Source organism: Acidovorax sp. FG42, assembly GCF_057809195.1.
The window spans coordinates 73843-97549 of record NZ_JBMDJM010000022.1 but is presented as its reverse complement, the minus strand read 5'-3'; the positions used below and the strand labels follow the sequence as shown (position 1 = coordinate 97549).

Below are 23707 nucleotides of genomic sequence, written 5' to 3'. Positions count from 1 at the left end.
CCTCATGTCCGACAACGCCAGCACGCCCACCTCCACTGCCCCGGATTACCGCAGCACCCTGAACCTGCCCGACACCCCCTTCCCCATGCGCGGCGACCTGCCCAAGCGCGAGCCGGGCTGGGTGAAGGAATGGGAAGACAAAGGCATCTACAAGCGCCTGCGCGACGCTCGCCGGGGCGCGCCCAAGTTCATCCTGCACGACGGCCCGCCCTACGCCAACGGCCAGATCCACATGGGCCATGCGGTCAACAAGATCCTCAAGGACATGATCACCAAGGCGCGCCAGCTCGAAGGCTTTGACGCGCTGTACGTGCCCGGTTGGGACTGCCACGGCCTGCCGATCGAAAACGCCATCGAGAAGAAACACGGCCGCAACCTGAGCCGCGACGACATGCAGGCCAAGAGCCGCGCGTTCGCCACCGAGCAGATCGCGCAGCAGATGGTGGACTTCAAGCGCCTGGGCGTGCTGGGCGAATGGGACAACCCCTACAAGACCATGAACCCCGCCAACGAGGCGGGCGAAATCCGCGCGTTCAAGCGCGTGATGGAGCGCGGCTTTGTGTACCGGGGCCTCAAGCCTGTGTACTGGTGCTTTGACTGCGGCTCGTCGCTGGCCGAGTTCGAGATCGAATACCAGGACAAGAAGAGCACCACGCTGGACGTGGCGTTCAAGTCGCACGACCCGGCCAAGCTGGCGGCCGCCTTTGGTCTGCCTGCACTGACCAAGGACGCGTTCGTGGTCATCTGGACCACTACTGCCTGGACCATCCCCGCCAACCAGGCCCTGAACCTGAACCCCGAAATCACCTACGCGCTGGTGGACGCGGGTGAACGCATCCTGCTCGTGGCAGAGCCGCTGGTGGCGTCGTGCCTGGAGCGTTACGGCCTCACGGGCGGCGTGCTGGCTACCACCCTGGGCAAGAACCTGGGCGGGCTGGAGTTTGAACACCCCCTGTACGACGTGGCCAGCGAAGACGGCAGCTTTGGCTACCGCCGCCTGTCGCCCGTGTACCTGGCCGACTACGCCACGGCCGATGACGGCACGGGTATCGTGCACTCGTCGCCCGCCTATGGCCTGGAAGACTTCAACTCCTGCCGCGCGCATGGCATGGCGCTCGACGAGATCCTGAACCCCGTGCAGGGTAACGGCACCTACGCGGCCGACTTCCCGCTGTTTGGCGGCCAGCACATCTGGAAGGCAGTGCCCGTCATCATCGAGGCCCTGCGCAACGCGGGCCGCCTGATGACCACCAAGGACATCACGCACAGCTACCCGCACTGCTGGCGCCACAAGACGCCCGTGATCTACCGCGCGGCTGCCCAGTGGTTCATCCGCATGGACGAAGGCGAAGGCGTGTTCACTAAAGCAGGCATGAAGCCCGCCAAGACGCTGCGCCAGATCGCGCTCGATGCGATCGAGCACACCAGCTTCTACCCCGAGAACGGCAAAGCCCGCCTGCACGACATGATCGCCGGCCGGCCCGACTGGTGCATCTCGCGCCAGCGCAGCTGGGGCGTGCCCATCCCGTTCTTCCTGCACAAGGATTCGGGCGAACTGCACCCGCGCACCATGGAAATCATGGACCAGGCGGCCGACATCGTCGAAAAGGGTGGCATCGAGGCCTGGAGCCGTGTGACGACCGAAGAAATCCTGGGCGCTGAAGACGCGCCGCATTACACCAAGAGCACCGACATCCTGGAAGTGTGGTTCGACTCCGGCTCCACCTTCAGCCACGTGCTGCGCGGCACGCACCCCGAGGTGCACCACGACACGGGCCCCGAGGCCGACCTGTACCTCGAAGGCCATGACCAGCATCGCGGCTGGTTCCACAGCTCGCTGCTGCTGGCCTCCGCGCTGGAAGGCCGTGCGCCGTATCGCGGCCTGCTGACCCACGGCTTCACCGTGGACAGCCAGGGCCGCAAGATGAGCAAGTCGCTGGGCAACGGCATCGACCCGCAAGAGATCAACAAGAAGCTGGGCGCAGAAATCATCCGCCTGTGGGTGGCCGCGAGCGACTACTCCGGCGACATCGCGGGGGACGAGAAGATCCTGGCGCGCGTGGTGGACGCCTACCGTCGCATCCGCAACACGCTGCGCTTCCTGCTGGCCAACGTGAGCGACTTTGACCCGGCCAAGGACGCCGTGCCGTTCGACCAGATGCTGGAGATCGACCGCTACGCACTCACCCGCGCATCCGAGTTCCAGGCCGAGGTGCTGGCCCACTACAAGGTGTATGAGTTCCACCCGGTGGTGGCCAAACTGCAGCTGTACTGCTCGGAAGACCTGGGCGGCTTCTACCTGGACGTGCTCAAGGACCGCCTGTACACCACCGCGCCCAAGAGCCTCGCCCGCCGCAGTGCGCAGACCGCGCTCTACAACATCACGCACGCCATGCTGCGGTGGATGGCGCCATTCCTCTCGTTCACGGCCGAAGAGGCGTGGAAGGTGTTCGGCAGCTCCGACTCCATCTTCCTGGAGACCTACGGCAACGTGGCGGGCGTGGGTGCCGGTGCCGACGAAGGCCTGCTGGCCAAGTGGTCGCGCATTCGCGAGATTCGCGATGCGGTGAACAAGGAGATCGAGGCCCTGCGCGCCGCAGGTCAGGTGGGCTCCTCGCTGCAGGCGACGGTCACGCTGACGGCTGCGCCCGAGGACCATGCACTGCTGGCCAGCCTGGGCGATGACCTCAAATTCGTGTTCATCACATCCGCTATCGATTTGGTCGCTGGTAGCGCGTTACAGATCAGCGTCAAGCCCAGTTCTGACACCAAATGCGAACGCTGCTGGCACTACCGCAGTGATGTGGGCAACGATGCCGCCCATCCCACCATCTGCGGCCGCTGCACCAGCAACCTGTATGGCGACGGCGAAAGCCGGGCACACGCGTGATGGCGCGCTCTACACAAGCCGGTCGTACCGGCGTGGGCATGTGGCCCTGGCTGGCATGGGCGGTTTTTCTGATGGGCGCCGACCAGATCACCAAGACGCTGATCCTCAACCACTACCAGCTGGGCGACTCCACGTTCATCACCAGCTTCTTCAACATCGTGCGCGCGCACAACACCGGCGCAGCGTTCTCGTTCTTGTCGGACGCGGGCGGCTGGCAGCGCTGGCTGTTCACCGGTATCGGCTTGGCGGCCACGATCTTCATCGTGTGGCAGCTGCGCGCGCACCCGGGCCAGAAGCTGTTCAGCTTTGCGCTGTCCAGCATTCTGGGTGGCGCAGTGGGCAACGTGGTGGACCGGCTCATGCACGGCTATGTGGTGGACTTCTTGCAGTTCCACTATGCGGGCTGGTACTTCCCGTCGTTCAATCTGGCGGACTCGGCCATTACCGTGGGTGCGGCCTGCCTGATCCTGGACGAGCTGCTGCGGGTACGTCGCGAGCGCTGAGGCCCCACTGGCTTTTCCCCCTGAACGGCCCGCTGCATGCGGGCCGTGCTGTTTGTGCGCAGCAACGCACCCAGCGCCGACATGGGCATCTGCTCCGGCGCTATGGAATCAGGAGTATGCTTATGTGTCAGTTTTATGACAGCCCGGTGCGCGCGGTTCTTGCATTGGCCCCTGGGTCTGGTCATCGCAGGGTTTGCGCCCATCACAAGAAGAAGAAACAACGGTTTTCATGAAGCATCTCCTCAATCTCTTGGCAGCCGTGGCGCTGCTGATCTGGGGCACCCACCTGGTGCGCACCGGCATCCTGCGCGTGTTCGGCGCCAACCTGCGCCAGCTGATTGCGCACAGCGTCAGCAGCCGCTTCACCGCAGTGCTTTCCGGCATTGGCGTTACGGCCGTGGTGCAGTCCAGCACAGCCACCGCGCTCATCGTGTCGTCCTTCGTGGGCCAGGGCCTGGTGGGCCTGCCTGCAGCGCTGGCCGTGATGCTGGGCGCCGACGTGGGCACCAGCGTGATGGCCGTGGTGTTCTCCATGGATCTGTCGTGGCTGTCGCCCCTGTTCATCTTTGTGGGCGTCGTGCTGTTCATCTCGCGCAAGGACACCGCCGTGGGCCGCGTGGGCCGCGTGTTGATAGGCCTGGGGCTGATGCTGCTGGCGCTGCGCCTCATCACCGAATCGACCACGGTGCTCACCCAGTCGCCCACCGTGCGCACGCTGCTGGGAGCGCTCACCAGCGATTTGTTGCTGGAGATCTTTACCGGCGCCATTCTGGCCATCGTGGCGTACTCCAGCCTCGCCACCGTGCTGCTCACGGCCGCGCTAGCGGGCTCGGGCGGTATTCCGGCCGATGTGGCGCTGGGACTGGTGCTGGGCGCCAACCTGGGCAGCGGCGTGCTCGCCGTGTTGACCACCATGAAGTCCAACGTGCAGACACGCCAGGTGCCCCTGGGCAACCTGTTCTTCAAGATCATTGGCGTGCTCATCATGACGCCGCTCACCGGCCTGTGGCTGCAGCATGTGCGGCCCTACGTGCCTGAAACTGCCGCCCTGGTGGTGCTGTTCCACCTGGCCTTCAACATCGTGGTGGGCATCGTCTGCATCGGCCTGACAGGTACGGTGGCGCGGGCCGTGCAGCGCCTGCTGCCGGTTGAAAAGGCGCAGGCGGCCGCAGGCACCCGTCCCCAGCATCTGGACCCCTCCGCCCTGGCCACGCCATCGCTCGCCATCTCATGCGCGGCGCGCGAAGCCCTGCACCAGGCCGACGTGGTCGAATCGATGCTGCTGGGCCTGCACAAGGTGATCCGCACCGACGACCTGCAATTGGCGGAAGACCTGCGCAAGCTCGACGACGAGGTGGACGGCCTGTATTCGGCCATCAAGTACTACATGACCAAGATCTCGCGCGAGGCGCTGGACGAACGCGAGGGCCGCCGCTGGGCCGACATCATCAGCTTCACCATCAACATGGAGCAGATCGGCGACATCATCGAACGGGTGCTGATCGACATCGAGGACAAGAAGATCAAGAAGGGCCGCCAGTTCTCCGAGGCAGGCATGGAAGAGATCAACGAGCTGCACGCCCGCCTGATCGACAACCTGCGGCTGGCGATGAGCGTGTTCTTGAACGGCAGCGTGCGCGACGCACAAAAGCTGCTCGAAGAAAAAGCGCGCTTTCGCGACCTGGAACACGCCTATTCGGCCACCCACCTGGCACGCCTGTCAGACAACACGGTGCAGAGCATCGAGACCAGCTCACTGCACATCGACCTGATCAGCGAGCTCAAGCGCATCAACTCGCTGCTGTGCTCGGTGGCCTACCCCATTCTGGAATCGGCCGGCGCCCTGGCGCCGAGCCGCCTGCGCACGCTCAACGAACAAAGTTGAAGCCTTTTGGGCTGCAGGCGCATATTTCCCATGCGCTTTTAGCTACACAAAAGATAGCAAACTAGCGTCTACACACTGCGCCGCGCATAACGCTGCGCCAGCACCGCACACACCATCAGCTGCATCTGGTGGAACACCATGATGGGCAGCACGATGGCGCCCACCGCGTGCGACGCAAACAGCACTTTGGCCATGGGCACACCGCTGGCCAGGCTCTTCTTGGAGCCGCAGAACACCAGGGTGATTTCGTCCTCCTTGGAGAACCCCATGCGCCGCGCAACCCAGGTGGTGGTCACCAGCGCCAGCGTCAGCAGCACGGCGCACACCACCACCAGGCCCAGCAGCGCAGACGCTGGCAGCTGCCGCCACAGCCCCTCGACCACCGCAGCGCTGAAGGCGGTGAACACCACCAGCAGGATGGAGCCCTGGTCCACCAGCTTGAGCGCTGCCGCCCGGCGCTGCACAAAACCGCCAATCCACGGACGCAGCAGGTGGCCCGCCACAAAGGGCACCAGCAGCTGCAAGGTGATGCGGCCGATGTTGGCCAGCGTGTCATGCTGCGCAGCGCCTGCCTGCTGCTGCGCCTCGGGCAGCAACAGGCCCACCAGCAGCGGTGTGATCACAATGCCCAGCAGGGTCGATGCCGACGCGCTGCAGATGGCCGCCGGCATGTTGCCGCGCGCCATGGCCGTGAACGCAATGGCCGACTGCACCGTGGCGGGCAACACGCACAGGTACAGGATGCCGGTGTAAAGACCGGGCGTCACCAGCGGCAGCAGCACCGGCCGCAGCGCCCAGCCCAGCAGCGGGAACAGCACAAACGTGGTGCCCACGACCACCAAGTGCAGCCGCCAGTGCGAGAGCCCCGCCACGATGGCATCCCGCGAGAGCTTGGCCCCGTGCAAGAAGAACAGCAACGCCACCGCAGCCACGGTGATCCCCTCCAGCGCCTGGGCCGCAACGCCCGAGGCAGGCAACACACTGGCAAGGGTAACGGTGCCCAGCAAGGCCAGGGTGAAGTTGTCAGGGAGAAAACGGGAACGAGCCATGGGTGACAGCGCAGCGGCAGCGCAAAAAATGCAAAAGGACATGGGGCACACAAACCCCGAAGACACGCATTGGACCGCAGCCCGATTCCAAAGAGAAATGGATTTCTCTGATGGATTTATGATTCGAGCGCATGAATATCACTCTGCGCCAGCTGCATGTGTTTCAGTCGGTGGCCACCACCCGCAACTTCAGCCGCACGGGCGATGCGGTGGGCCTGACCCAACCGGCCGTGAGCCGCTGCATCACCGAGTTGGAAGCCCAGCTGGGCCTGAAGCTGCTCAACCGCACCACGCGCGAGGTGACGCTGACGGACGCGGGCCAGCGCCTGTCGGCCCGCCTGCCCCGGGTGCTGGAAGAGCTGGAGAACACGCTGCTGGACGTGCGGGAAATGGCCACCGAGCGGCGCGGACGCGTGCGCGTGGCGAGCAGCCCCACTTTGTCGGCCAACCTCATGCCCGACTGCATCGCCGAATGCCAGCGCACCCTGCCCGGGCTGGAGCTGGTGCTGCTGGACCGCATCCAGAGCGCGGTGCTGGCCAGCGTGCTGTCGGGCGAGGTGGACTTTGGCGTGGTCATCGACCCCAGCGAGCGCGAGGCGCTGCAATGCGAGACCATCCTGACCGAACCCTTCTGCCTGGCCTGCCCACCCGGCCACCGGCTGGCGGGCAAACGGCAGGTGCGCTGGACCGACCTGCAGGGCGAAGCGCTGGTGCTGCTGGACCACGACTCCGGCAGCCGCCGCCTGATCGACCGCGCACTGGCCGAGCACGGTGTGGCCTGCACGGTGGCCCAGGAGGTCGGCCACCCCACCACCATCTTTCGCATGCTCGACGCAGGTCTAGGCATCTCGGTGATCCCCACCCTGGCCCTGCCGCCCGAAGGCCTGGCACGGCTGGCGGTGCGCCCCCTGGTGCCGCGCGTGGACCGGGAGATCATGCTGGTGCACCGGAAGCACCGTGCGCTTTCGCCTGTGGCGCAAGCGGCGTGGGATCTGGTAAAGACGGTGGCGGTGCAGCGCAATGGCACGCAGGTTCTTAGTAACAAAGGCCGTTGAAAAAACTCCCAACGTATCTGCATGGGCGTCTCCAGCTGCTCAATAAATCGCAGCCTCCCACACCCATCCGATTCAGCGGACTAGCCGGCCGATGCGGAGCTGCCTAGTCCCTCAACAAGATACCGCTCCAACCCCACCACCAGCGCATCGAACGTGTGCCTGCAACGCGGGCTGGTGCGCAGGTCCTCGTGCATCACCACCCAGGTCTCCAGCCCGTATTGGAGCTGCTGCGACAGCACCCGCACCAGCGCGGGGGCGCTGCGGCGGGCCAGTGCGTCCTGGCAGATGCCTATGCCGGCGCCAGCGCGGATGAAGGCGAGTTGCGCCACATCGCTGTCGCTGCGCACGGCAAACCGGTCTCGCCGCCACGCGGGCAGGGCCTTTTGCGCCGCGCGCAGAAACGGGGTTTCGGCATCGAAGCCAATCAAGCGGTGGTGCGCCAGCTCCGCCAGGGTGGCGGGCGTGCCATGGGCGGCGATGTAGCTCGGATGGGCGTAAAGCCCCAGCGGGATGGTGCCCACGCGGCGGGCGATGAGCGCGTCCTGCCGGGGTTCGGTCATGCGGATGGCGATGTCGGCCACGCGCTGCAGCAGGTCGTGCACGCGGTTGCTCAGCACCAGCTCCACCGTCAACGCGGGGTGCTCGGCCTGCAACTGCGCAAGAAGGGGCGGCAGCACCTCGACCCCCATCACCTCGCTGGCGCTCACGCGCACCGTGCCGCGCACGCCGTCGCCCTGGCTGTCCGCCGCGCGCACCAGGGCTGCCGCAGAGTGGCCCATGGCTTCCGCGTAGCTGCGCAGGGCCAGCGCGGCCTCGGTGGGCAACAGGCCCTGCTGCGACCGGGTGAAAAGCACCAGCCCCAGGGCCTGCTCCAGCGCAGCAATGTGGCGGCCCACGGTGGGCTGTGTCACGCCCAGCGCCGGCGCGGCGCCCGACAGGGAGCCCTCCCGCAGCACGCCGAGGTACGAGCGGTACAGCTCCCAGCCAATGTCATGGCGATTCGGTTGTTCCATACATAAATGTATAGCCACCCACTCATTTTCAGCAATTCCATTGAATCGCTGGAGCGCAGACACTGCCTCCATCCATAGTTTTTGAAGGAGCATCGCGATGAACAACAACCCCCACAACCCCATCGGCAGCCGCCCCAAGGTACTGGTTCTGGGCGCCACCGGCGGCATTGGCGGCGAGGTGGCGCGCCAGCTGCGTGACCGGGGGTGGGAGGTGGTGGCAATGCACCGCAATGCAGCGCAGGCCAGAGAGCAGCGCGACGGGTTCACCTGGGTTCGGGGCGACGCGATGATCCGCGCCGATGTGATGGCTGCTTCCACGGGCTGCCAGGTGATCGTGCACGCGGTCAACCCGCCCGGCTACCGACACTGGAACGAGCTGGTGCTGCCAATGATCGACAACACGATTGCAGCGGCCCGCGCACACGGGGCCACGGTGCTGCTGCCAGGCACCGTCTACAACTATGGGCCGGACGCCTTCCCGGTGCTGCACGAAGACGCCCCCCAGCACCCCCGGACGCGCAAAGGCGCCCTGCGGGTGGAGCTGGAGCGCCGCCTGCTGCAAGCCACCGTGCCGCACCCGCTGGAGGAGACATGCCGCGTGATCATCGTGCGCGCGGGCGATTTCTTCGGGCCGCAGGCGGGCAACAGCTGGTTTGCGCAGGGCCTGGTCCGGCCGGGCCGACCCGTGACCACGGTGAAGCAGCCAGGCGCACCGGGCATCGGGCACCAGTGGTCGTACTTGCCCGACGTGGCGCGCGCCATGGTGCTGCTGCTGGAGCGGCGCGCCGAGCTGCCCGCGTTGGCCCGCTTTCACCTGGCCGGGCATTGGGATGCTGACGGCACGCAGATGGCGGCCGCCATTGGCCGTGCAGTGGTGGCGCAGGGCGGCCAAGCGCCGCGCGTGCAGGCGTTTCCCTGGTGGCTGGTCACGCTGGCCTCGCCGTTCGTGACCACCTTGCGGGAGCTGCGCGAGATGCGCTACCTGTGGCAGCAGCCCGTGCGCATGGGCAACGACCGGCTGCGGGCGGTGCTGGGCGAGGAGCCCCACACCCCGCTGGACGAGGCAGTGCAGGCCACCTTGCAGGGCCTGGGCTGCCTGCCGTCCAGCGCCGGCCCCAGCGGCAGCCCTCACGCTGAACGGGTGACTACACCCCCAGAAACCCCGCAATCACCAGCCCGGCTTCCAGCGTGAACGCCCCTTGGGCGACCCGCTCGCGGACCTCCTCCAGAGGCAGCAGGTCAAAACGCTCGACCTCACCGTCCTGGTTGTCGGGCTCCATGCCCTGGGGCACCTGCGCGCGGAACCAATCGATGCGTTCGACCATGAAGCCTGCGCCCCCGCCCTCGCGGCTGGGGCGGCTGAACAGCACCTGCCCTCCGTGCGCCACGTCGGCCAGTGCCTCGACCCGCAAACCGGCCTCTTCCCAGGTTTCGCGGGCCAGGGCCTGCGGCAGCGAGTCGGCCGCCGAGACCATGCCGCCCATCAGCGTGTCCCACAGCCCGGGGTTGTTGGGTTTGGTCAGGGAGCGCTTTTGCACCCACATGCGCCCGTCGGGCGCCAGACCCACCAGATGCACGGCACGGGTAGCCACGCCCAGCACGCGTACCGCCCCGCGCTCCACGGTGCCGATGACCTCGCCCGCCGGGTTGGTGACCGCCAACTGCTCATCACGCCAGGGGCCACACAGGCCCGCATCGCGCAGCGCGGCGGCCAGGGTGTTGAGGGCATCCGTGGTGTCGGCGGGCGATGCCTGCAAATGCCAAGCAAGGCCCTGAGAATGCTCTGCTTCTGATAGCTGGTAGCGCTTATTCATCAAGCGCTTCAGGCTGATTTGGCTGAAAAACCCGGGCGCTACCGAGCCCACCACCTGCCCCGCCACCACCAGGGGCTGGCGCGGCTGGGCCGGTGGCTGCTCCGCCGCCTGGCGTGCCCCTGCCAGCCACTGGTCGAAGGTGGGCGCCTGTGCAGCCGCGCTCACAGCGTGAGGATGGTGCAGCCGGTGGTCTTGCGCGCTTCCAGGTCCCGGTGGGCCTGCTGCACGTCGGCCAGCGGGTAGCGCTGGTCGATGTGGATCTTGACCTGCCCGCTGGCCACCACGGCAAACAGGTCGTCCGCCATGGCTTGCGTGGCCTCGCGCGTGGCAATGTGGGTGAACAGCGTCTGGCGCGTGACGTACAGCGATCCCTTGGCACCCAGGCTGCCCGGCGCAAACGGTGCCACGGGGCCGGAAGCGTTGCCGAAGCTGGCCATCAAGCCGAAGGGGCGCAGGCATTCGAGCGACTTGTCCCAGGTGTCCTTGCCCACCGAGTCATACACCACCTTCACACCCTTGCCGCCGGTGATCTCCTTCACGCGGGCTGCAAAATCTTCGGTGCTGTAGTTGATGGCGTGCGCCGCGCCATTGGCCAGCGCCAGCTGGCACTTGGCATCAGACCCCGCCGTGCCGATGAGCTGCAGGCCGAGCGCCTTGGCCCACTGGCAGGCGATCAGTCCCACACCCCCCGCTGCGGCATGGAACAGCACATGGTCACCGGGCTGCAGGCCTTCCACGGGCCGGGTTTTCTTCAGCAGGTATTGCGCCGTCAGGCCCTTGAGCATCATGGCCGCGCCAGTCTCAAAGCTGATCGCGTCGGGCAGCTTGCACACGCACTTGGCGGGCATCACGCGCACTTCGCAGTAGGCGCCAGGGGGGTTGCTGGCGTAAGCGGCGCGGTCACCCACCTTCAGGTGCGTGACGCCCTCGCCCACAGCCTCGATCACGCCGGCACCTTCCATGCCGATGGTGGCGGGCATGTTCAACGGGTACAGGCCCGTGCGGTGGTAGACGTCGATGAAGTTCAGGCCGATGGCGTGGTGGCGGATGCGGACTTCTCCAGGGCCGGGCTCGCCCACGGGGACGTCAACGATGTGGAGTTCTTCGGGACCACCGTGCTGGCGGATCTGGACGGCAAGGCTCATGGCAATCAATCTCCTCAAAAGGGGTGGGATGCTGACAACGGCGGCCATCCTGCCATGAATCTCTCGACCGTGCCGGGGGCATGGCCCGCACCGATTTGCCTTGGGGACATGAGGCCCCGCCGCAGCAGGGCCCTGCCTGCACCGTTACAGTGCAGCCCCATGACTCAAAAAATCACACCCGGCACGGCCGTGCTGCTGGTGATCCCGCCCCTGCTGTGGGCCGGCAACGCGGTGGTAGGGCGGCTGGTCCATGAACTGATTCCCCCCATCACCCTGAACTTCATCCGCTGGGTGCTAGCCTTTGCCATCCTGCTGCCCCTGGCCCACGGCGTGCTGCGCGCCGACAGCCCGCTGTGGCCGCACTGGCGCCGCTACGCGCTGCTGGGCCTGCTGGGCATCGGGGCCTACAACGCGCTGCAGTACATGGCGCTGCAGACCTCCACCCCCATCAACGTGACGCTGGTGGGGTCGAGCATGCCGGTGTGGATGCTGGCCGTGGGCGCGCTGTTCTTCGGCGCGGCCGTCACGCGGCGTCAGGTGCTGGGCGCGCTGCTGTCGGTATGTGGGGTGCTGCTGGTGCTGAGCCGGGGCGAGTGGTCGCAGCTGCTGGCCTTCCGCCTGGTGCCGGGCGATTTGTTCATGCTGCTGGCGACCATCTCCTGGGCGTTCTACAGCTGGCTGCTGTCACGCACCAGCGAGCCCACCCGCATCCGGGGCGACTGGGCCGCGTTCTTGATGGCACAGATGGTGTTTGGGCTGGCCTGGTCGGGCAGCTTTGCGGGGGCCGAATGGGCCAGCGGGCGCACGCATATCGAATGGGGCTGGCCGCTGTTTGCCGCCCTGGCCTTCATTGCCGTGGGGCCTGCGGTGCTGGCCTACCGCTGCTGGGGGGTGGGCGTGCAACGCGCCGGGCCTGCAGCCGCCGGGTTTTTCATCAACCTCACGCCCTTGTTTGCGGGGGTGCTGTCGGCGGCGTTTCTGGGCGACACGCCCAGGGCGTTCCATGCCGTGGCGTTCGCGCTGATCGTGGGTGGCATTGTGGTGTCGTCACGGCGTTGACGGGTTCAATTTTTGGCCCAAACCAGCGGTAGCGCCGATATTTATTGTCCCAATTGCTACACAAAGAATAGCAAACGGCGCGACCTTTCTGGACCCATCAACCCGGAGCAGTGACCGTGGTGGCCGACTCCATCAACGTCTCCAGGTCCACCACCGGGGTGGGGCGCCCCAGCAGATAGCCCTGGAAGTACACACAGCCGTGCCGGGCCAGGAAGTCCTTCTGTGCCTCGGTTTCCACCCCTTCGGCAATCACATCCAGCTCCAGGTTGCGTGCCATGCCCAGAATGGTCTGGACGATCACATCGTCGGTGTGCCGCACCCCCAGGTTGCGCACAAAGGACTGGTCGATCTTGAGCTGGTCCAGCGGAAGCCGCGTGAGATACGCCAGCGATGAATAGCCGGTGCCAAAGTCGTCCACCGAAAAGCGCACGCCCTTGGTCTTGAGCATGCCGATCTTGGCGATGGTGTCGTCCACGTTGTCCAGCACCAGCGATTCGGTGAGTTCAAGCTTGAGCAGGTGTGGCTTGGCACCCGTCTCGCGCAGCACCTCCACCACCCGGGCCACAAAGTCGCGCTGTCGGAACTGCCGCGCGCTCACGTTGACCGACACCTGCAGGTGCCGGTAGCGCTCGTCCCCCTGCCAGGCCGCCAGCTGCTCGCAGGCCGTGCGCAGCACCCAGTGGCCCATGGGCACGATGAGTTCGCTTTCTTCGGCCACGCCTATGAACTCGCCGGGCGCAACCAGCCCGCGCTCGGGGTGCTGCCACCGGATCAGGGCCTCGGCGCCCACCATGCGGCCATCCAGGTGGAACTGCGGCTGGTAGTGCAGCACAAACTGCCGCGCTGTGAGCGCCATCTGCAGGTCGGTCTCCAACTGCGCGCGCATGCTGATGACGATCTGCATCTGGGGGTCAAAAAAGCACAGCGCGTTGCGCCCTTGCGATTTGACCTGGTACATGGCGATGTCCGCCTCTTTCAGCAGGTCCACCGACGACTGCAGACTGCCGCCCATCAGCGTGGCGCCAATGCTGGGCGTGCTGTGGTGCGCATTGCCCCCCAGCGTGTAGGGCACGTTGAGTTTGCGCAGGATCTTCTCGCCCACCCGGCGCGCCTGGGCGGCGGCCTCATCACGGTGCACCGACAGGTCGCTGAGCATGACCACGAATTCGTCGCCCCCCAGGCGCGCCACCGTGTCCTCGCGCCGCACGCAGGTCTTCAGGCGCTGGGCCACCTGGCGCAGCAGCATGTCGCCCACCTCATGGCCCCGCGTGTCGTTCAGGGTCTTGAAGTGGTCCAGGTCCAGGAACAACAAGGCGCCGTACTGCCCGCTGCGCACACTGGCGGCAATGGCTTGCTGCATGCGGTCCATCAACAGACGGCGGTTGGGCAGGTTGGTCAGCGGGTCGTAAAAGGCCAGGCTCTCGATCTCCGTGCTGGCCTTGCGCAGCGCAGTCACGTCGTGGTAGCTGATGACGAGGCCGCCATCGGGCGTGGCGCGTTCGGTGATCTGGATGGTGCTGCCGTTGGCGTACGACTGTTCACGCGGCTCTGGCTGGTGCTTTTGCCGCTCCAGCCGCTGGCTCACCCACCGCTTGCGATCCTCGTCAGACAGGCGGGGCACATGGTGCTCCACCGTGGCTTCCAGCACCGCTCGGAACGGAATGAGGGGCGTGATCACGCCCTGCAGCCACGGGAGAATCGTCTCCAGCTGGCGGTTCCACTGCACCACGCGATGCTGGCTGTCCAATAGCAAGAAGCCGCTCACCATGGACTCCAGCGCCTGGTCCAGCGTGGCCTTGGACTGGGCGATGGCCAGGCGGGCCTGGGACATGCGGTCCACATACCGCAACGCCAGCACCCCGGCCGCAAAGATCATGGCAATGAACAGCGCGGTGGTCAGCGCAATGGCATCGCGCTGTTCGCGCCAGCCGGCAAGCGCCGCGTCCAGCGGAATGCTGGCCGCAATGCGCAGGTCCTGGTAAAGGATGGGCCGGAACACCACCAGCGAGGGCTCGCCCGTCAGTCGCGCCGGGGCTTGCCAAGCCAGGCCCTGATCGGCCAGATTGCCAATGGGGGGGGCAAGGGTGGGCGCGATCACGTCTTCGCGGTTGGGCACACTCAGCAGCAGTTGCCCGGTGGCGCGCTCGAGTGTGACCTGCAGGCCGCTGATGTCCACGCCCTGCACCAGCACTGAGCTCAGGGCCGACACAGGCAGCTCGGCCACGGCCACTACCCGCGAGCTGTCGGCCATGCGCAGATGGCGCGCGAAGTACAACACCTTCTCGGAACTGGCAAAGCTCACCACCGGCGCGCTGACCATCAGGGTGGATACCGGTTGCTCCAGCACGCTCTCCAGAAAACCGGCTGGCAGTTGCACCGACAGGCTGGCGCCCGCAGGGTCGGACGATGCCAGCGCCTTGCCGCTGCCGTCGAGCACCGCCACGTACCGCACCATGAGGTTCTGCCGCGCCGATCCGCGCAGCCGCTGGCTGGCCGTGTCGGGGTCCAGCCACTTGGGCATGGCGTTGGACAGGCCCAGCAATTCGTCCATGCTGGCCAGCAGCACGTCCACGGCGAGCAGAGAACGGTTGAGTGCGGCCTCTGCGCTGGCCACAAAACGCGTGGCCTGGGCCTCGCTGTCGGCCAGCGCGGCCTGGCGGGCGTTCCACGCCAGGGTGCCAGCGACCGCCACCACGGCCGCCACAAACACTGCGGCGCCCGCCCAGACGTAGGCCCTGATGCGGGAGGGGGCTGCGGACTCTGTCATTTCGCAGGCGCTGCCTGCAGGCCACGCGCCGGTCCGATGGTCTGGTTCCAGACCTGCGCACAGCGGGCACCGCAACGCTGCACCCAGCGCGGCAAAACGGTGGATTCAAGGATCTCCTGGCGGCTGCGCTCATCCTGGGGCGATACCGGCACCACCACCATGCTGCCCTTGGTGCCAGCGCTGCAGGTGGGTGCCCCCCGGTTGCAGGCCAAGCCATCCGCAGTTTCGCGCTCGGACTCGGCCCAGATGGCGGCCTCCAGGCGGGGCAGCTCCCGTTGGAGCAAGGTGCGCAAATCGGCCGGCAAGGCCGCCCAGGCGGCCTGGTTGGCCCCAAACACCGCCAGCCCCCAAGTAACCGGCAGGGTGTGCACATGGGTGGTGATGGAAGGCAGGCCCAGGATGTTGCCGGACATGGTGCCGGTGATGGCGCATTCGGTATTGCCGGCCGTCAGGCTGGGCACGATCTGCGAAAAACTGGTCAGCACCGGCACCCCGCCCAAGGCCCCCACAAAATCAGCCTGGCTGGCCGACGACACACGCACACGGCGGCCGGTCAGCTCAGACAAGGTACGCAGCGGCTTTTTGCAGAAGACCACCTGCGCCGGATACACGTAGATGGCGAGCGCCTCGACACCATGCTGTTCGCGCAGCGCCTTTTCGAGGTAAGGACGGAAGGCCGCCAGCGTGGTCTTGAGCGTGGCAATGTCGGGGTTCAGCCCCGCCAGGTCGGGCGCGGTGTATTCGGGGTATTGCGCCGTGAAGGAGCTCATCAGGGTGGTGCCGAATGGGACCACCCCCAGCTGCAACAGCCGCAGCATCTCGGCCCCGGGCACACCGGCACGGTCAAAGGGCACGATCTCGGCCTGGAAGCGTCCGGCGCTCAGGCGTGACAGCTCTTTGGTCCAGAAAGGTTCTTCCTGCCGGATGTACTGGCTGATGCCCGCCAGCCCGCCCACGATACGCAACCGGTAAGGTGCCGTCGCGGTGCTGCTTGCACCCGGCGTGCTGGCGGCGCCAGCCGCCTGCACAACCCCCGCCACACCCAGCGCCAGGCACAGCACGGCGCAGTGGCGTTTCAGGCGTAGCAGGATGGATGTGTGGGCAGGATGCATGGCGTCGGGCGATAGCGGGCGCTGGCCCGCAGTATTCCACCAATTATTCAGCGCTCCGGTAAAGCTGTCGGCAAAACACCACGACTGCCTCCCGTTCTGCAGAACCTCTGCGGCGGGTCAGCCCGCAGACCACTCCGGGCCCGAACCGCCTCAGAACGTGCCGGGATAGGCCCCGCCGTCGGCCAGCACGTTCTGCCCCGTCATGTAGCCCGCTTGCATACTGCACAGAAAAGCGCAAATGGCGCCAAACTCTTCCGCCGTGCCGTAGCGCCCGGCCGGAATCTGTGCCTGCTGGGCAGAGCGCACGTCCTGAACGCTCTTGCCCGCCTTGCTGGCGGCCGCGTTGACGGTGGCGGCCAGGCGGTCGGTATCGAACTTGCCGGGCAGCAGATTGTTGATGGTCACCCCGCGCGCTGCGACCTTGCTGCGCGACACGCCCGCCACAAACCCCGTGAGACCACTGCGTGCGCCGTTGGACAGGCCCAGGATGTCGATGGGTGCCTTCACGGCGCTGGAGGTGATATTGACGATGCGGCCAAACCCACGCGCAGCCATGCCATCCACGGTGGCCTGAATCAGTTCGATGGGGGTGAGCATGTTGGCGTCCACGGCCTTGATCCAGGCATCGCGGTTCCAGTCGCGGAAATCGCCGGTGGGCGGCCCCCCTGCGTTGGTGATCACGATATCGAAGTCCCGCCCCGGTCCTCCGGCCACCGAGAACACTGCCGCACGCCCCTCAGGGGTGGTGATGTCGGCCGCCACGGCCAGCACCTGCGGGCTTGCGCCCTTATGGCCGCTGCCGCCCATTGCAGCTGCGCCTTCAGCTATCAAACGGGTAGCAGCCTGGCTCAGCGCCTCAGCATTGCGGGCGTTGATGACCACATTGACACCCTCCCGCACCAGAGCCTGCGCGCAGCCATAACCCAGCCCCTTGCTCGCGCCACACACCAGCGCCCATTTGCCTGCAATACCCAAATCCATAACAATCTCCGGTTTCACGCTGCGAGCCGCAGCCACAACAAATCATAAGTGGAGAGATACAAAATGATTCGGCTGCACTGCAGAGCCCTGGCCTCCTGGCTGGCATCGGCCGCGATGGCCGTGCTGCCCTTGTTGGCTGCCCCAATACATGCCCAGGAGGCAGCCGTCGTCAAACGCGCGACCCAGCTGAGGGACAGTCCCGCAGAAAGCGGTGCCAGCGTGGCACCCCTGGAAGCCAATGCGGTGGTCACACGAACCAGCGAGCGCAAGGGCCCATGGACCAAGGTCAGCACACCCCAAGGCGCCACAGGCTGGGTTCACATGTTTGACCTGGGCCCCCAGTCCGGCGCTGCGCCCACCAGTGGAAATGCAGCCACCAGCGGAATTCGCGGTTTGGGTAGCCTTTTTGGCAACAACAGCGGCAGTACCACCACGGCCACCTCCACGGTAGGTATCCGAGGCCTGGGCGCTGAAGACATCGCGAAGGCTCAACCCAACCCTGCGGCGGTGACCCAGGCCGAGGGTCTGCGCGTGAATGCCGACCAGGCCCGCCAGTTCGCCAGCAATGCGTCGCTGCAGCCACGCAACGTCGCCCCGCTGGCTGAACCGCCCCGGCCCTCCTCCAGCGGCGGATCGGGAGCGACAGGCTCGTCCAACAATCCGTCCGACCCCAATTTCAGCCCCAACTGAGCGAGAGCTGCCATGCGCCTGCCCCATTCCCTTCCCCGCATCCGGCTGATCGCAACGGCCTGCACCGCCTTGGCCCTGACCCTGCTGCCCAGCCAAGGGCAGAGCCAGGGGGTCATGAACCTGCTCAACGCCCTCGGTGGCGGTGGCAGCACTACCAGCAACACGGGCGGCGGCCTCCTGGGGGCCATCACCGGCGGGGGCGCACCCGCAGGCCAGGGGGATGACCTCATCAGCATGCTCACCCGTTCGGTCGAGAGCATTGACGAGCCCCGCGAGATCGAGATCGGCCGGCAGCTGTCGGCCGTGCTGCTGGGTAGCAAGCCTTTGCACCCCGACATGGCGCTGCAACGCTACGTGAACCAGTTGGGACGCTGGATCAGCCTGCAATCCCCCCGCCCCAACCTGCCCTGGACTTTTGTCGTGCTGGACGACCCCGGCTACAACGCCTTTGCAGCCCCGGGGGGTTATGTGTTTGTGACCAAGGGGCTGATTGACCGTTGTGCCGACGAGGCCGAACTCGCGGGCATCCTGGCCCACGAAATCACCCATGTCACCGCCAAGCACCACCTGCTGGCGATCCGCAAGACGGCCCAGTCCGGCATGCTGACGCAGTTGGTGGCCTCCCAGATCAAGACCAACGCCGTGGGCAGCGTGGTGGCCTCGCAGTTCCTGGCCCTGGGACGCAATCTGTATGCGCGCGGCTTGGACCAGACCGACGAGTACGATGCCGACCGCACCGGCGTGGCCCTGGCCACCCGTGCAGGTTTCGACCCCTACGGACTGGTGTCGGTGCTGCAGCAGCTGCGCACCGCAACGCCAGACAACCCGGCCTTCACGCTGGCACTGGCCACGCACCCACCAGCACAGGCGCGCCTGGAGCAGCTGGAGCTGGCCATGGGCAAGAATCTCGATGGTTTCACCGGCTCGGCCCCAGTGACGGTGGCCCAGCGCATGAGCACCAAGGCAGCCCCCGCCGCCGCAGCGGTGCCATCACCCGCAGCACCTGCCGAGGCACCCGCCCGCAAGGCAGCCCCCAAGAAGAAGACGTCGTAAAGACAAGCAAGGCCGCCCCTGTACTAGGGCCCGAGAGGGCTGCCAGATGGGGTCTGTCAGGGCCTGCGCGCCATGCGGGTGAAAATGAAAATGCCTGTCACCACCAGCACCGTCCCTGCAGCCACCCACACCGTGAAGGGCTCCCCCAGAATCCACACGCCCATGAGGATGGTGGACAACGGGCCCACCATGCCGGTTTGTGCGGCCATACCCGCGCCAATGCGCTCGATGGCCATCATCACCATCAGCACGGGCGCGGCCGTGCACAGGGTCGCGTTGAGCACCGACAACCAGATCACCTCGGGAGCCACTATGGCTGCACTCAACGGGCGCAGCACCACAAACTGCAGCAGACAGCACAGGCACGCCACCGTGGTCGCCAGCCCCACCAGTCGCAGCGAACCGAGGCGCTGCACCATCTCGCCGCTGTAGACCAGGTAGATGGCGTAACTGACTGCGCTCAGGAACACCAGCAACGTGCCCCAGGCGGCATTGGCGCCTTGCAGGTTGGCCTCGTGCCCGAAGACCAGCACCACGCCGCTGTAGCTCACCAGCATGCCGGCGGCCTGGGCCCAGCGGATGCCGCGCCCATACAGCATCCATCCCAGCAGCACGACCAGAGTGGGGTTGAGGTACAGGATCAACCGCTCCAGGCTGGCGCTGATGTAGGCCAACCCCGCAAAGTCGAGAAAACTTGCCAGGTAATAGCCTGTGACCCCGAGGCCCAGCACGCCCAGCCAGTCCTTGCGGCTGAGCGGGGGCTTGCCCCGACTCGCCCACCAGGCCATCACGGCAAAGATGGGCAGTGCAAACAGCATGCGGTACATGATGAGCGTGACCGCATCCACCCCATAGCGGTAGGCCAGCTTGACGATGATGGCCTTGCCGCTGAAAGCAATGGAGCCCAGGAATGCCAGCGCCAGGCCGGTCGCAATACTCTTCTTTTCGGTGGTCACGGATATGCAGGGGCACGAGGCGCCCGGTGGATAGTCTGCCGGTCAAAGGGCGTCAGAAAGGTGCGCCCAGTGTGACACGATGAGGCGGCAGCAGGCCATCGAACCTCTGTGCGTGCGCCCCCTCGATCAGCGATGGCGCGCGGGCTTCACCGCTCCCGGTCAGCCCGACTGATCATCCAACCCGCATCCTCAGCGGTGTTGGTGGAACACCCGCTGGTGCAGCCGCCGCAGTGCCCACCACACCCCCACCGCCACCACCGGAATCGCCAGGGCTGCTGTGGTCTCCGGCGACAACGGCCAGCCCAGTTTTTGTGCGCCCTTGGCCAGATAGCTGACGAGCCCGACGATGTAATAGGTAATGGCCGCCACGGACAACCCCTCCACGGTGGACTGCATCTGCAACTGCAAATCCTGCCGGTGGTTCATGGTGGTCAGCAGCGCCTGGCTGCTTTGCTGCTGTTCGATCTCTACCCGGGTGCGCAGCAGGTTACTCATGCGCGACACGCGCTGCGACAGCGCATCCTGCCGCCGGGTGGCCCACTCGCAGGTGCTGCGCGCGGGGGTCAGGCGCCGGTCCATGAACTCGCGGATGGTCTGCATGCCCGCCAGACGCGACTCGGCAATGTCCTGGATGCGGCGGTCCAGCAATTCAAAGTAGGCGCTGCTGGCCGAGAAACGCGAATGTGTGGCTGCGTATTGGCTCTCCACCTGCCCAGCCAGGCGCGTCAGCCGGTCCAGCAAAGCAGGCTCGTCGTCGCGGTTGGCTGTGCGGATGGCTTCAGCCAGCGCCGCCAGTTCACGCTCGGCAAAGGCCAGCACGCTGGCTGCCTCGCGGGCGGCCGGCAGGCCCAGCAAAGCGGCCATGCGGTAGGTCTCTATCTCCAGCAGGCGCTGCACCAAGCGCCCCAGGCGCCTGGGTGTCATACCACCCGCTAGCAACACCATGCGCGAGAAACCGTCGGCATGGATCGCGAAGTCGGTGTACACCTCGCCATGGCCATCGGCCACGGTGGACGCCACCAGCGTGTCCTCATGCAGCACATGCTTGACCAGCGAGCCCGAGCCAAACGTATGGGTGGGCAGCACCCAGAGGTTCAGACTGCACAGGCACTGGCCCGGCAACGCGGCCAGCCAGTCGCGGGGCGCGGAGTCCACCGCACTGACCGGCTCCCGCTCTCCAAAAGCCTCGACCGGCGCCGGGACCATGAAGGTCCAGGTGACAAACTCGGTGTGCAGCTCCCACCGCAGGCGAAAAGCGCCCAGATCCATGCGCAGGTGGGTGGTCTGTGCATCAGGCAGCGCCATGTGATGGTCCCGCAGCAGCGCGGCCACATGGGCACGACTGGCCTCGCGCCCGGCAGCATCGGCCAGCATGACGATGTGTGCGATGGCCAGCGGCGCATTCATCGCCTCGGGCGGGCGGGCGTGGATTTCGTTGTGCAGCATCGCCCGGTGGGGATGCTGCGTGGGATGAAAGGGTGTGGACATGCGGACCTCTGCCCGCAATTGTGTACCGCAGACAGCCGTGCCATGTGGACGCCACTGCCCAAAAAACAACGGCACCCGAAGGTGCCGTTGGTCAGGGTGAGAAAGTCCGCAGAGAAGGATCAATCTTCCACGAAGGCTTCTTCGCGCTTGTTCTTCACGGCGGGCAGCAGCACAATGACGAGCAGCAGGGCTGCAGCTGCCAGCAGGCCAGCAGACAGCGGACGCGTCACGAACACGCTCCAGTCGCCACGCGACAGCAGCAGCGCACGGCGCAGGTTTTCTTCCATCATCGGGCCCAGAATGAAACCGAGCAGCAGTGGCGCAGGCTCCGTACCCAGTTTGTGGAAGATGTAGCCGATCAGACCAAACGCACCCACCATCCAGATGTCAAAGGTGTTGTTGTTGGTGGAATACACACCCACCGCGCAGAACAGCACGATGGACGGGTACAGCCAGCGGTAAGGCACGGTGAGCAGCTTGATCCAGATACCGATCAGCGGCAGGTTCAGGATCACCAGCATCGCATTGCCGATCCACATCGAGGCGATCAGGCCCCAGAACAGTTCGGGGTTGCTCGTCATCACCTGGGGTCCAGGCTGGATGTTGTGGATGGTCATGGCACCCACCATCAGCGCCATCACGGCGTTGGGAGGGATACCCAGCGTCAGCAGCGGGATGAACGAAGTCTGCGAACCGGCATTGTTGGCCGACTCAGGCGACGCCACGCCACGGATGTTGCCCTGGCCGAAAGGCACTTCACCAGGTTGCAGCTTGGTCTTCTTCTCGACCGTGTAGGCGGCAAACGCTGCCAGCAGTGCACCGCCACCGGGCAGGATACCCAGTGCAGAACCCAGGGCCGTACCACGCAGCACTGCGGGGAACATGCGCTTGAAGTCTTCCTTGGTGGGGAACAGGCCCTCGACCTTGGCGGTGAACACTTCGCGTTCGTCATCGGGACGCGACAGGTTGGCAATGATTTCACCGTAGCCGAACACGCCCATGGCGATGGTCACGAAGCCGATGCCGTCGGTCAGCTCAGGGATGTCGAAGCTGAAGCGGGCCACGCCCGAGTTCACGTCGGTACCCACCAAGCCCATCAGCAGGCCCAGCACGATCATGGCCACCGCCTTGAGCAGCGAACCCGAGGCCAGCACCACGGCACCGATCAGGCCCAGCACCATCAGCGAGAAGTATTCGGCAGGGCCGAACTTGAACGCGACTTCGGTCAGCGGGGGCGCAAAGGCCGCCAGGATCAGCGTACCCACGCAACCTGCGAAGAACGAGCCCAGGCCTGCAGCCGCCAGCGCGGGCCCCGCCCGGCCCTTGCGCGCCATCTGGTAGCCGTCGATCACGGTCACCACCGACGAAGACTCACCTGGCAGGTTCACCAGGATGGCGGTGGTCGAACCGCCGTACTGGGCGCCGTAGTAGATACCGGCCAGCATGATCAGCGCAGCCACGGGGGGCAGCGCATAGGTGGCGGGCAGCAGCATGGCGATGGTCGCCACGGGGCCGATGCCTGGCAGCACGCCGATCAGCGTACCGAGCAAACAGCCGACAAAACAGTAAATCAGGTTCTGGAAGGTGAACGCAACACCAAAACCCAACGACAAGTTGTTAATCAAATCCATGGTCGGTGCTCCTGCTTAACCTGCGATAAAACTCGGCCACACAGGAAACTGCAGCTTGAGCGCCCACACAAAAGCCACATAGCTGCCGATGGCGAGCACGGTGGCCAGAACAAACACACCCTTGGCATTGAACTCATTGCCAGCCAGGCTGGAGATGAAGGTCAGTGCATAGATGCCCACGATGAGCCCCATGGCCGGGATGCCCAGGCTGGGCAAGCCGCCCAGCAGAATGCCGAAGGCAAAGTTGGCAGCCAGGATGAAGAACAGCGGCTTCCAGGCCCATTTGCCGATCTTGTCGCCATCGGCGGTTTCCACAGTCATCGCCTTGAAAGTGATCACCAGACCAATGATGGCCAGCAAAATGCCCAGCAGCAACGGGAAGTAGCCAGGGCCCATGCGTGCACCGGTCCCTACGTTGTAGGTGGTCGCACCCCATGCAAATGCGGTACCGACGCCCATGAACATGAGCCCGGACGCAAAGTCTTTGTTACTCTTGATTTTCACGAATTGTCTCCTTGACGGAATTCTCGACTGCGCGATTGTGCTGGCAAGGAGGGGGCGGCGCGATGTGGATTCCACCTACATCCGGTAACGCCTTGCAGGCCTGCACCGCAGG

Annotated in this window: 19 protein-coding genes; 8 read left to right on the top strand and 11 right to left on the bottom strand. The window is 65.8% G+C overall.

The genetic code is table 11. The features are described 5' to 3' along the window. Positions 1-4: 4 nt before the first annotated feature. The 3 genes from ileS (at position 5) to ACODSM_RS20125 (ending at position 5278) form a co-directional block, all read left to right on the top strand. Entirely contained in the window at positions 5-2890 is a 2886-nt protein-coding gene (gene ileS, locus ACODSM_RS20135; protein ID WP_488806658.1) for an isoleucine--tRNA ligase, read from the top strand. Further along, on the top strand, positions 2890-3393 hold the full coding sequence (gene lspA, locus ACODSM_RS20130; protein WP_291445070.1) for a signal peptidase II: 504 nt from the start codon (positions 2890-2892) through the stop codon (positions 3391-3393). Before ileS ends, lspA begins: the two co-directional genes overlap by 1 nt. A gap of 229 nt (positions 3394-3622) precedes the next feature. Next, positions 3623-5278, top strand: a complete 1656-nt coding sequence (locus ACODSM_RS20125) for a Na/Pi cotransporter family protein (protein WP_015013072.1) — start codon at positions 3623-3625, stop codon at positions 5276-5278. Positions 5279-5346: 68 nt separating this feature from the next. On the opposite strand, the gene ACODSM_RS20120 is transcribed toward ACODSM_RS20125, so the two are convergent. Beyond that, positions 5347-6327: a bile acid:sodium symporter family protein gene (locus ACODSM_RS20120; protein WP_056747466.1), complete on the bottom strand. Its 981-nt coding sequence runs from the start codon at positions 6325-6327 to the stop codon at positions 5347-5349. Positions 6328-6458: 131 nt separating this feature from the next. Here ACODSM_RS20120 and ACODSM_RS20115 point away from each other — a divergent pair, with 131 nt between their 5' ends. Beyond that, a complete protein-coding gene (locus tag ACODSM_RS20115; protein WP_488806657.1) occupies positions 6459-7382 on the top strand; it encodes a LysR family transcriptional regulator in 924 nt (307 codons plus the stop codon). An 80-nt stretch (positions 7383-7462) separates the two neighbouring features. Here ACODSM_RS20115 and ACODSM_RS20110 read toward each other — a convergent pair whose 3' ends face one another. After that, positions 7463-8395: a LysR family transcriptional regulator gene (locus ACODSM_RS20110; RefSeq protein WP_488806656.1), complete on the bottom strand. Its 933-nt coding sequence runs from the start codon at positions 8393-8395 to the stop codon at positions 7463-7465. 97 nt (positions 8396-8492) lie between these two features. On the opposite strand from ACODSM_RS20110, the gene ACODSM_RS20105 reads away from it, so the two are divergent. Then, complete coding sequence (locus ACODSM_RS20105) at positions 8493-9587, top strand: NAD(P)H-binding protein (RefSeq protein WP_488806655.1); 1095 nt, start codon at positions 8493-8495, stop codon at positions 9585-9587. On the opposite strand, the gene ACODSM_RS20100 is transcribed toward ACODSM_RS20105, so the two are convergent. Beyond that, the gene (locus tag ACODSM_RS20100; RefSeq protein WP_488806654.1) at positions 9541-10374 is read right to left on the bottom strand and encodes an NUDIX hydrolase; all 834 of its coding nucleotides are present in this window, start codon (positions 10372-10374) and stop codon (positions 9541-9543) included. The genes ACODSM_RS20105 and ACODSM_RS20100 overlap by 47 nt on opposite strands. After that, complete coding sequence (locus ACODSM_RS20095) at positions 10371-11354, bottom strand: quinone oxidoreductase family protein (protein WP_296337999.1); 984 nt, start codon at positions 11352-11354, stop codon at positions 10371-10373. The genes ACODSM_RS20100 and ACODSM_RS20095 overlap by 4 nt, the downstream gene beginning before the upstream one ends. Positions 11355-11513: 159 nt before the next feature. Here ACODSM_RS20095 and ACODSM_RS20090 point away from each other — a divergent pair, with 159 nt between their 5' ends. Then, positions 11514-12413, top strand: coding sequence for a DMT family transporter (locus ACODSM_RS20090; RefSeq protein WP_488806653.1), 900 nt, complete (start codon positions 11514-11516; stop codon positions 12411-12413). A 97-nt stretch (positions 12414-12510) separates the two neighbouring features. Here the strand turns inward: ACODSM_RS20090 and ACODSM_RS20085 are convergent, their stop codons facing one another. From ACODSM_RS20085 to ACODSM_RS20075, 3 genes are all read right to left on the bottom strand, one after another. Then, entirely contained in the window at positions 12511-15180 is a 2670-nt protein-coding gene (locus ACODSM_RS20085; RefSeq protein WP_488806652.1) for a bifunctional diguanylate cyclase/phosphodiesterase, read from the bottom strand. Then, positions 15177-16292 carry a TRAP transporter substrate-binding protein gene (locus tag ACODSM_RS20080; protein ID WP_488806651.1) on the bottom strand — a complete coding sequence of 372 codons (1116 nt, stop codon included), beginning with the start codon at positions 16290-16292 and terminating at the stop codon, positions 15177-15179. The genes ACODSM_RS20085 and ACODSM_RS20080 overlap by 4 nt, the downstream gene beginning before the upstream one ends. Before the next feature lie 150 nt (positions 16293-16442). Then, positions 16443-17273 carry an SDR family oxidoreductase gene (locus tag ACODSM_RS20075; protein WP_488806650.1) on the bottom strand — a complete coding sequence of 277 codons (831 nt, stop codon included), beginning with the start codon at positions 17271-17273 and terminating at the stop codon, positions 16443-16445. A gap of 63 nt (positions 17274-17336) precedes the next feature. Between ACODSM_RS20075 and ACODSM_RS20070 the strand changes: the two genes are divergently transcribed. Both ACODSM_RS20070 and ACODSM_RS20065 read left to right on the top strand, forming a co-directional pair. After that, positions 17337-17963, top strand: a complete 627-nt coding sequence (locus ACODSM_RS20070) for an SH3 domain-containing protein (protein ID WP_488806649.1) — start codon at positions 17337-17339, stop codon at positions 17961-17963. Positions 17964-17975: 12 nt separating this feature from the next. After that, positions 17976-19016, top strand: a complete 1041-nt coding sequence (locus ACODSM_RS20065; protein WP_209817287.1) for a M48 family metalloprotease — start codon at positions 17976-17978, stop codon at positions 19014-19016. Between the two features lie 56 nt (positions 19017-19072). Here the strand turns inward: ACODSM_RS20065 and ACODSM_RS20060 are convergent, their stop codons facing one another. The 4 genes from ACODSM_RS20060 to ACODSM_RS20045 all read right to left on the bottom strand — a co-directional run bounded on the left by ACODSM_RS20060 (position 19073) and on the right by ACODSM_RS20045 (position 23595). Then, positions 19073-19972, bottom strand: coding sequence for a DMT family transporter (locus tag ACODSM_RS20060; RefSeq protein ID WP_343735185.1), 900 nt, complete (start codon positions 19970-19972; stop codon positions 19073-19075). Between the two features lie 189 nt (positions 19973-20161). Next, positions 20162-21460 carry a DUF3422 family protein gene (locus ACODSM_RS20055; protein WP_488806648.1) on the bottom strand — a complete coding sequence of 433 codons (1299 nt, stop codon included), beginning with the start codon at positions 21458-21460 and terminating at the stop codon, positions 20162-20164. Between the two features lie 119 nt (positions 21461-21579). Next, positions 21580-23091 (bottom strand): tripartite tricarboxylate transporter permease, encoded by a 1512-nt coding sequence (locus tag ACODSM_RS20050; RefSeq protein ID WP_060984541.1) that lies wholly within the window; start codon positions 23089-23091, stop codon positions 21580-21582. A 15-nt stretch (positions 23092-23106) separates the two neighbouring features. Next, on the bottom strand, positions 23107-23595 hold the full coding sequence (locus ACODSM_RS20045) for a tripartite tricarboxylate transporter TctB family protein (protein ID WP_015013056.1): 489 nt from the start codon (positions 23593-23595) through the stop codon (positions 23107-23109). Positions 23596-23707 lie beyond the last annotated feature (112 nt).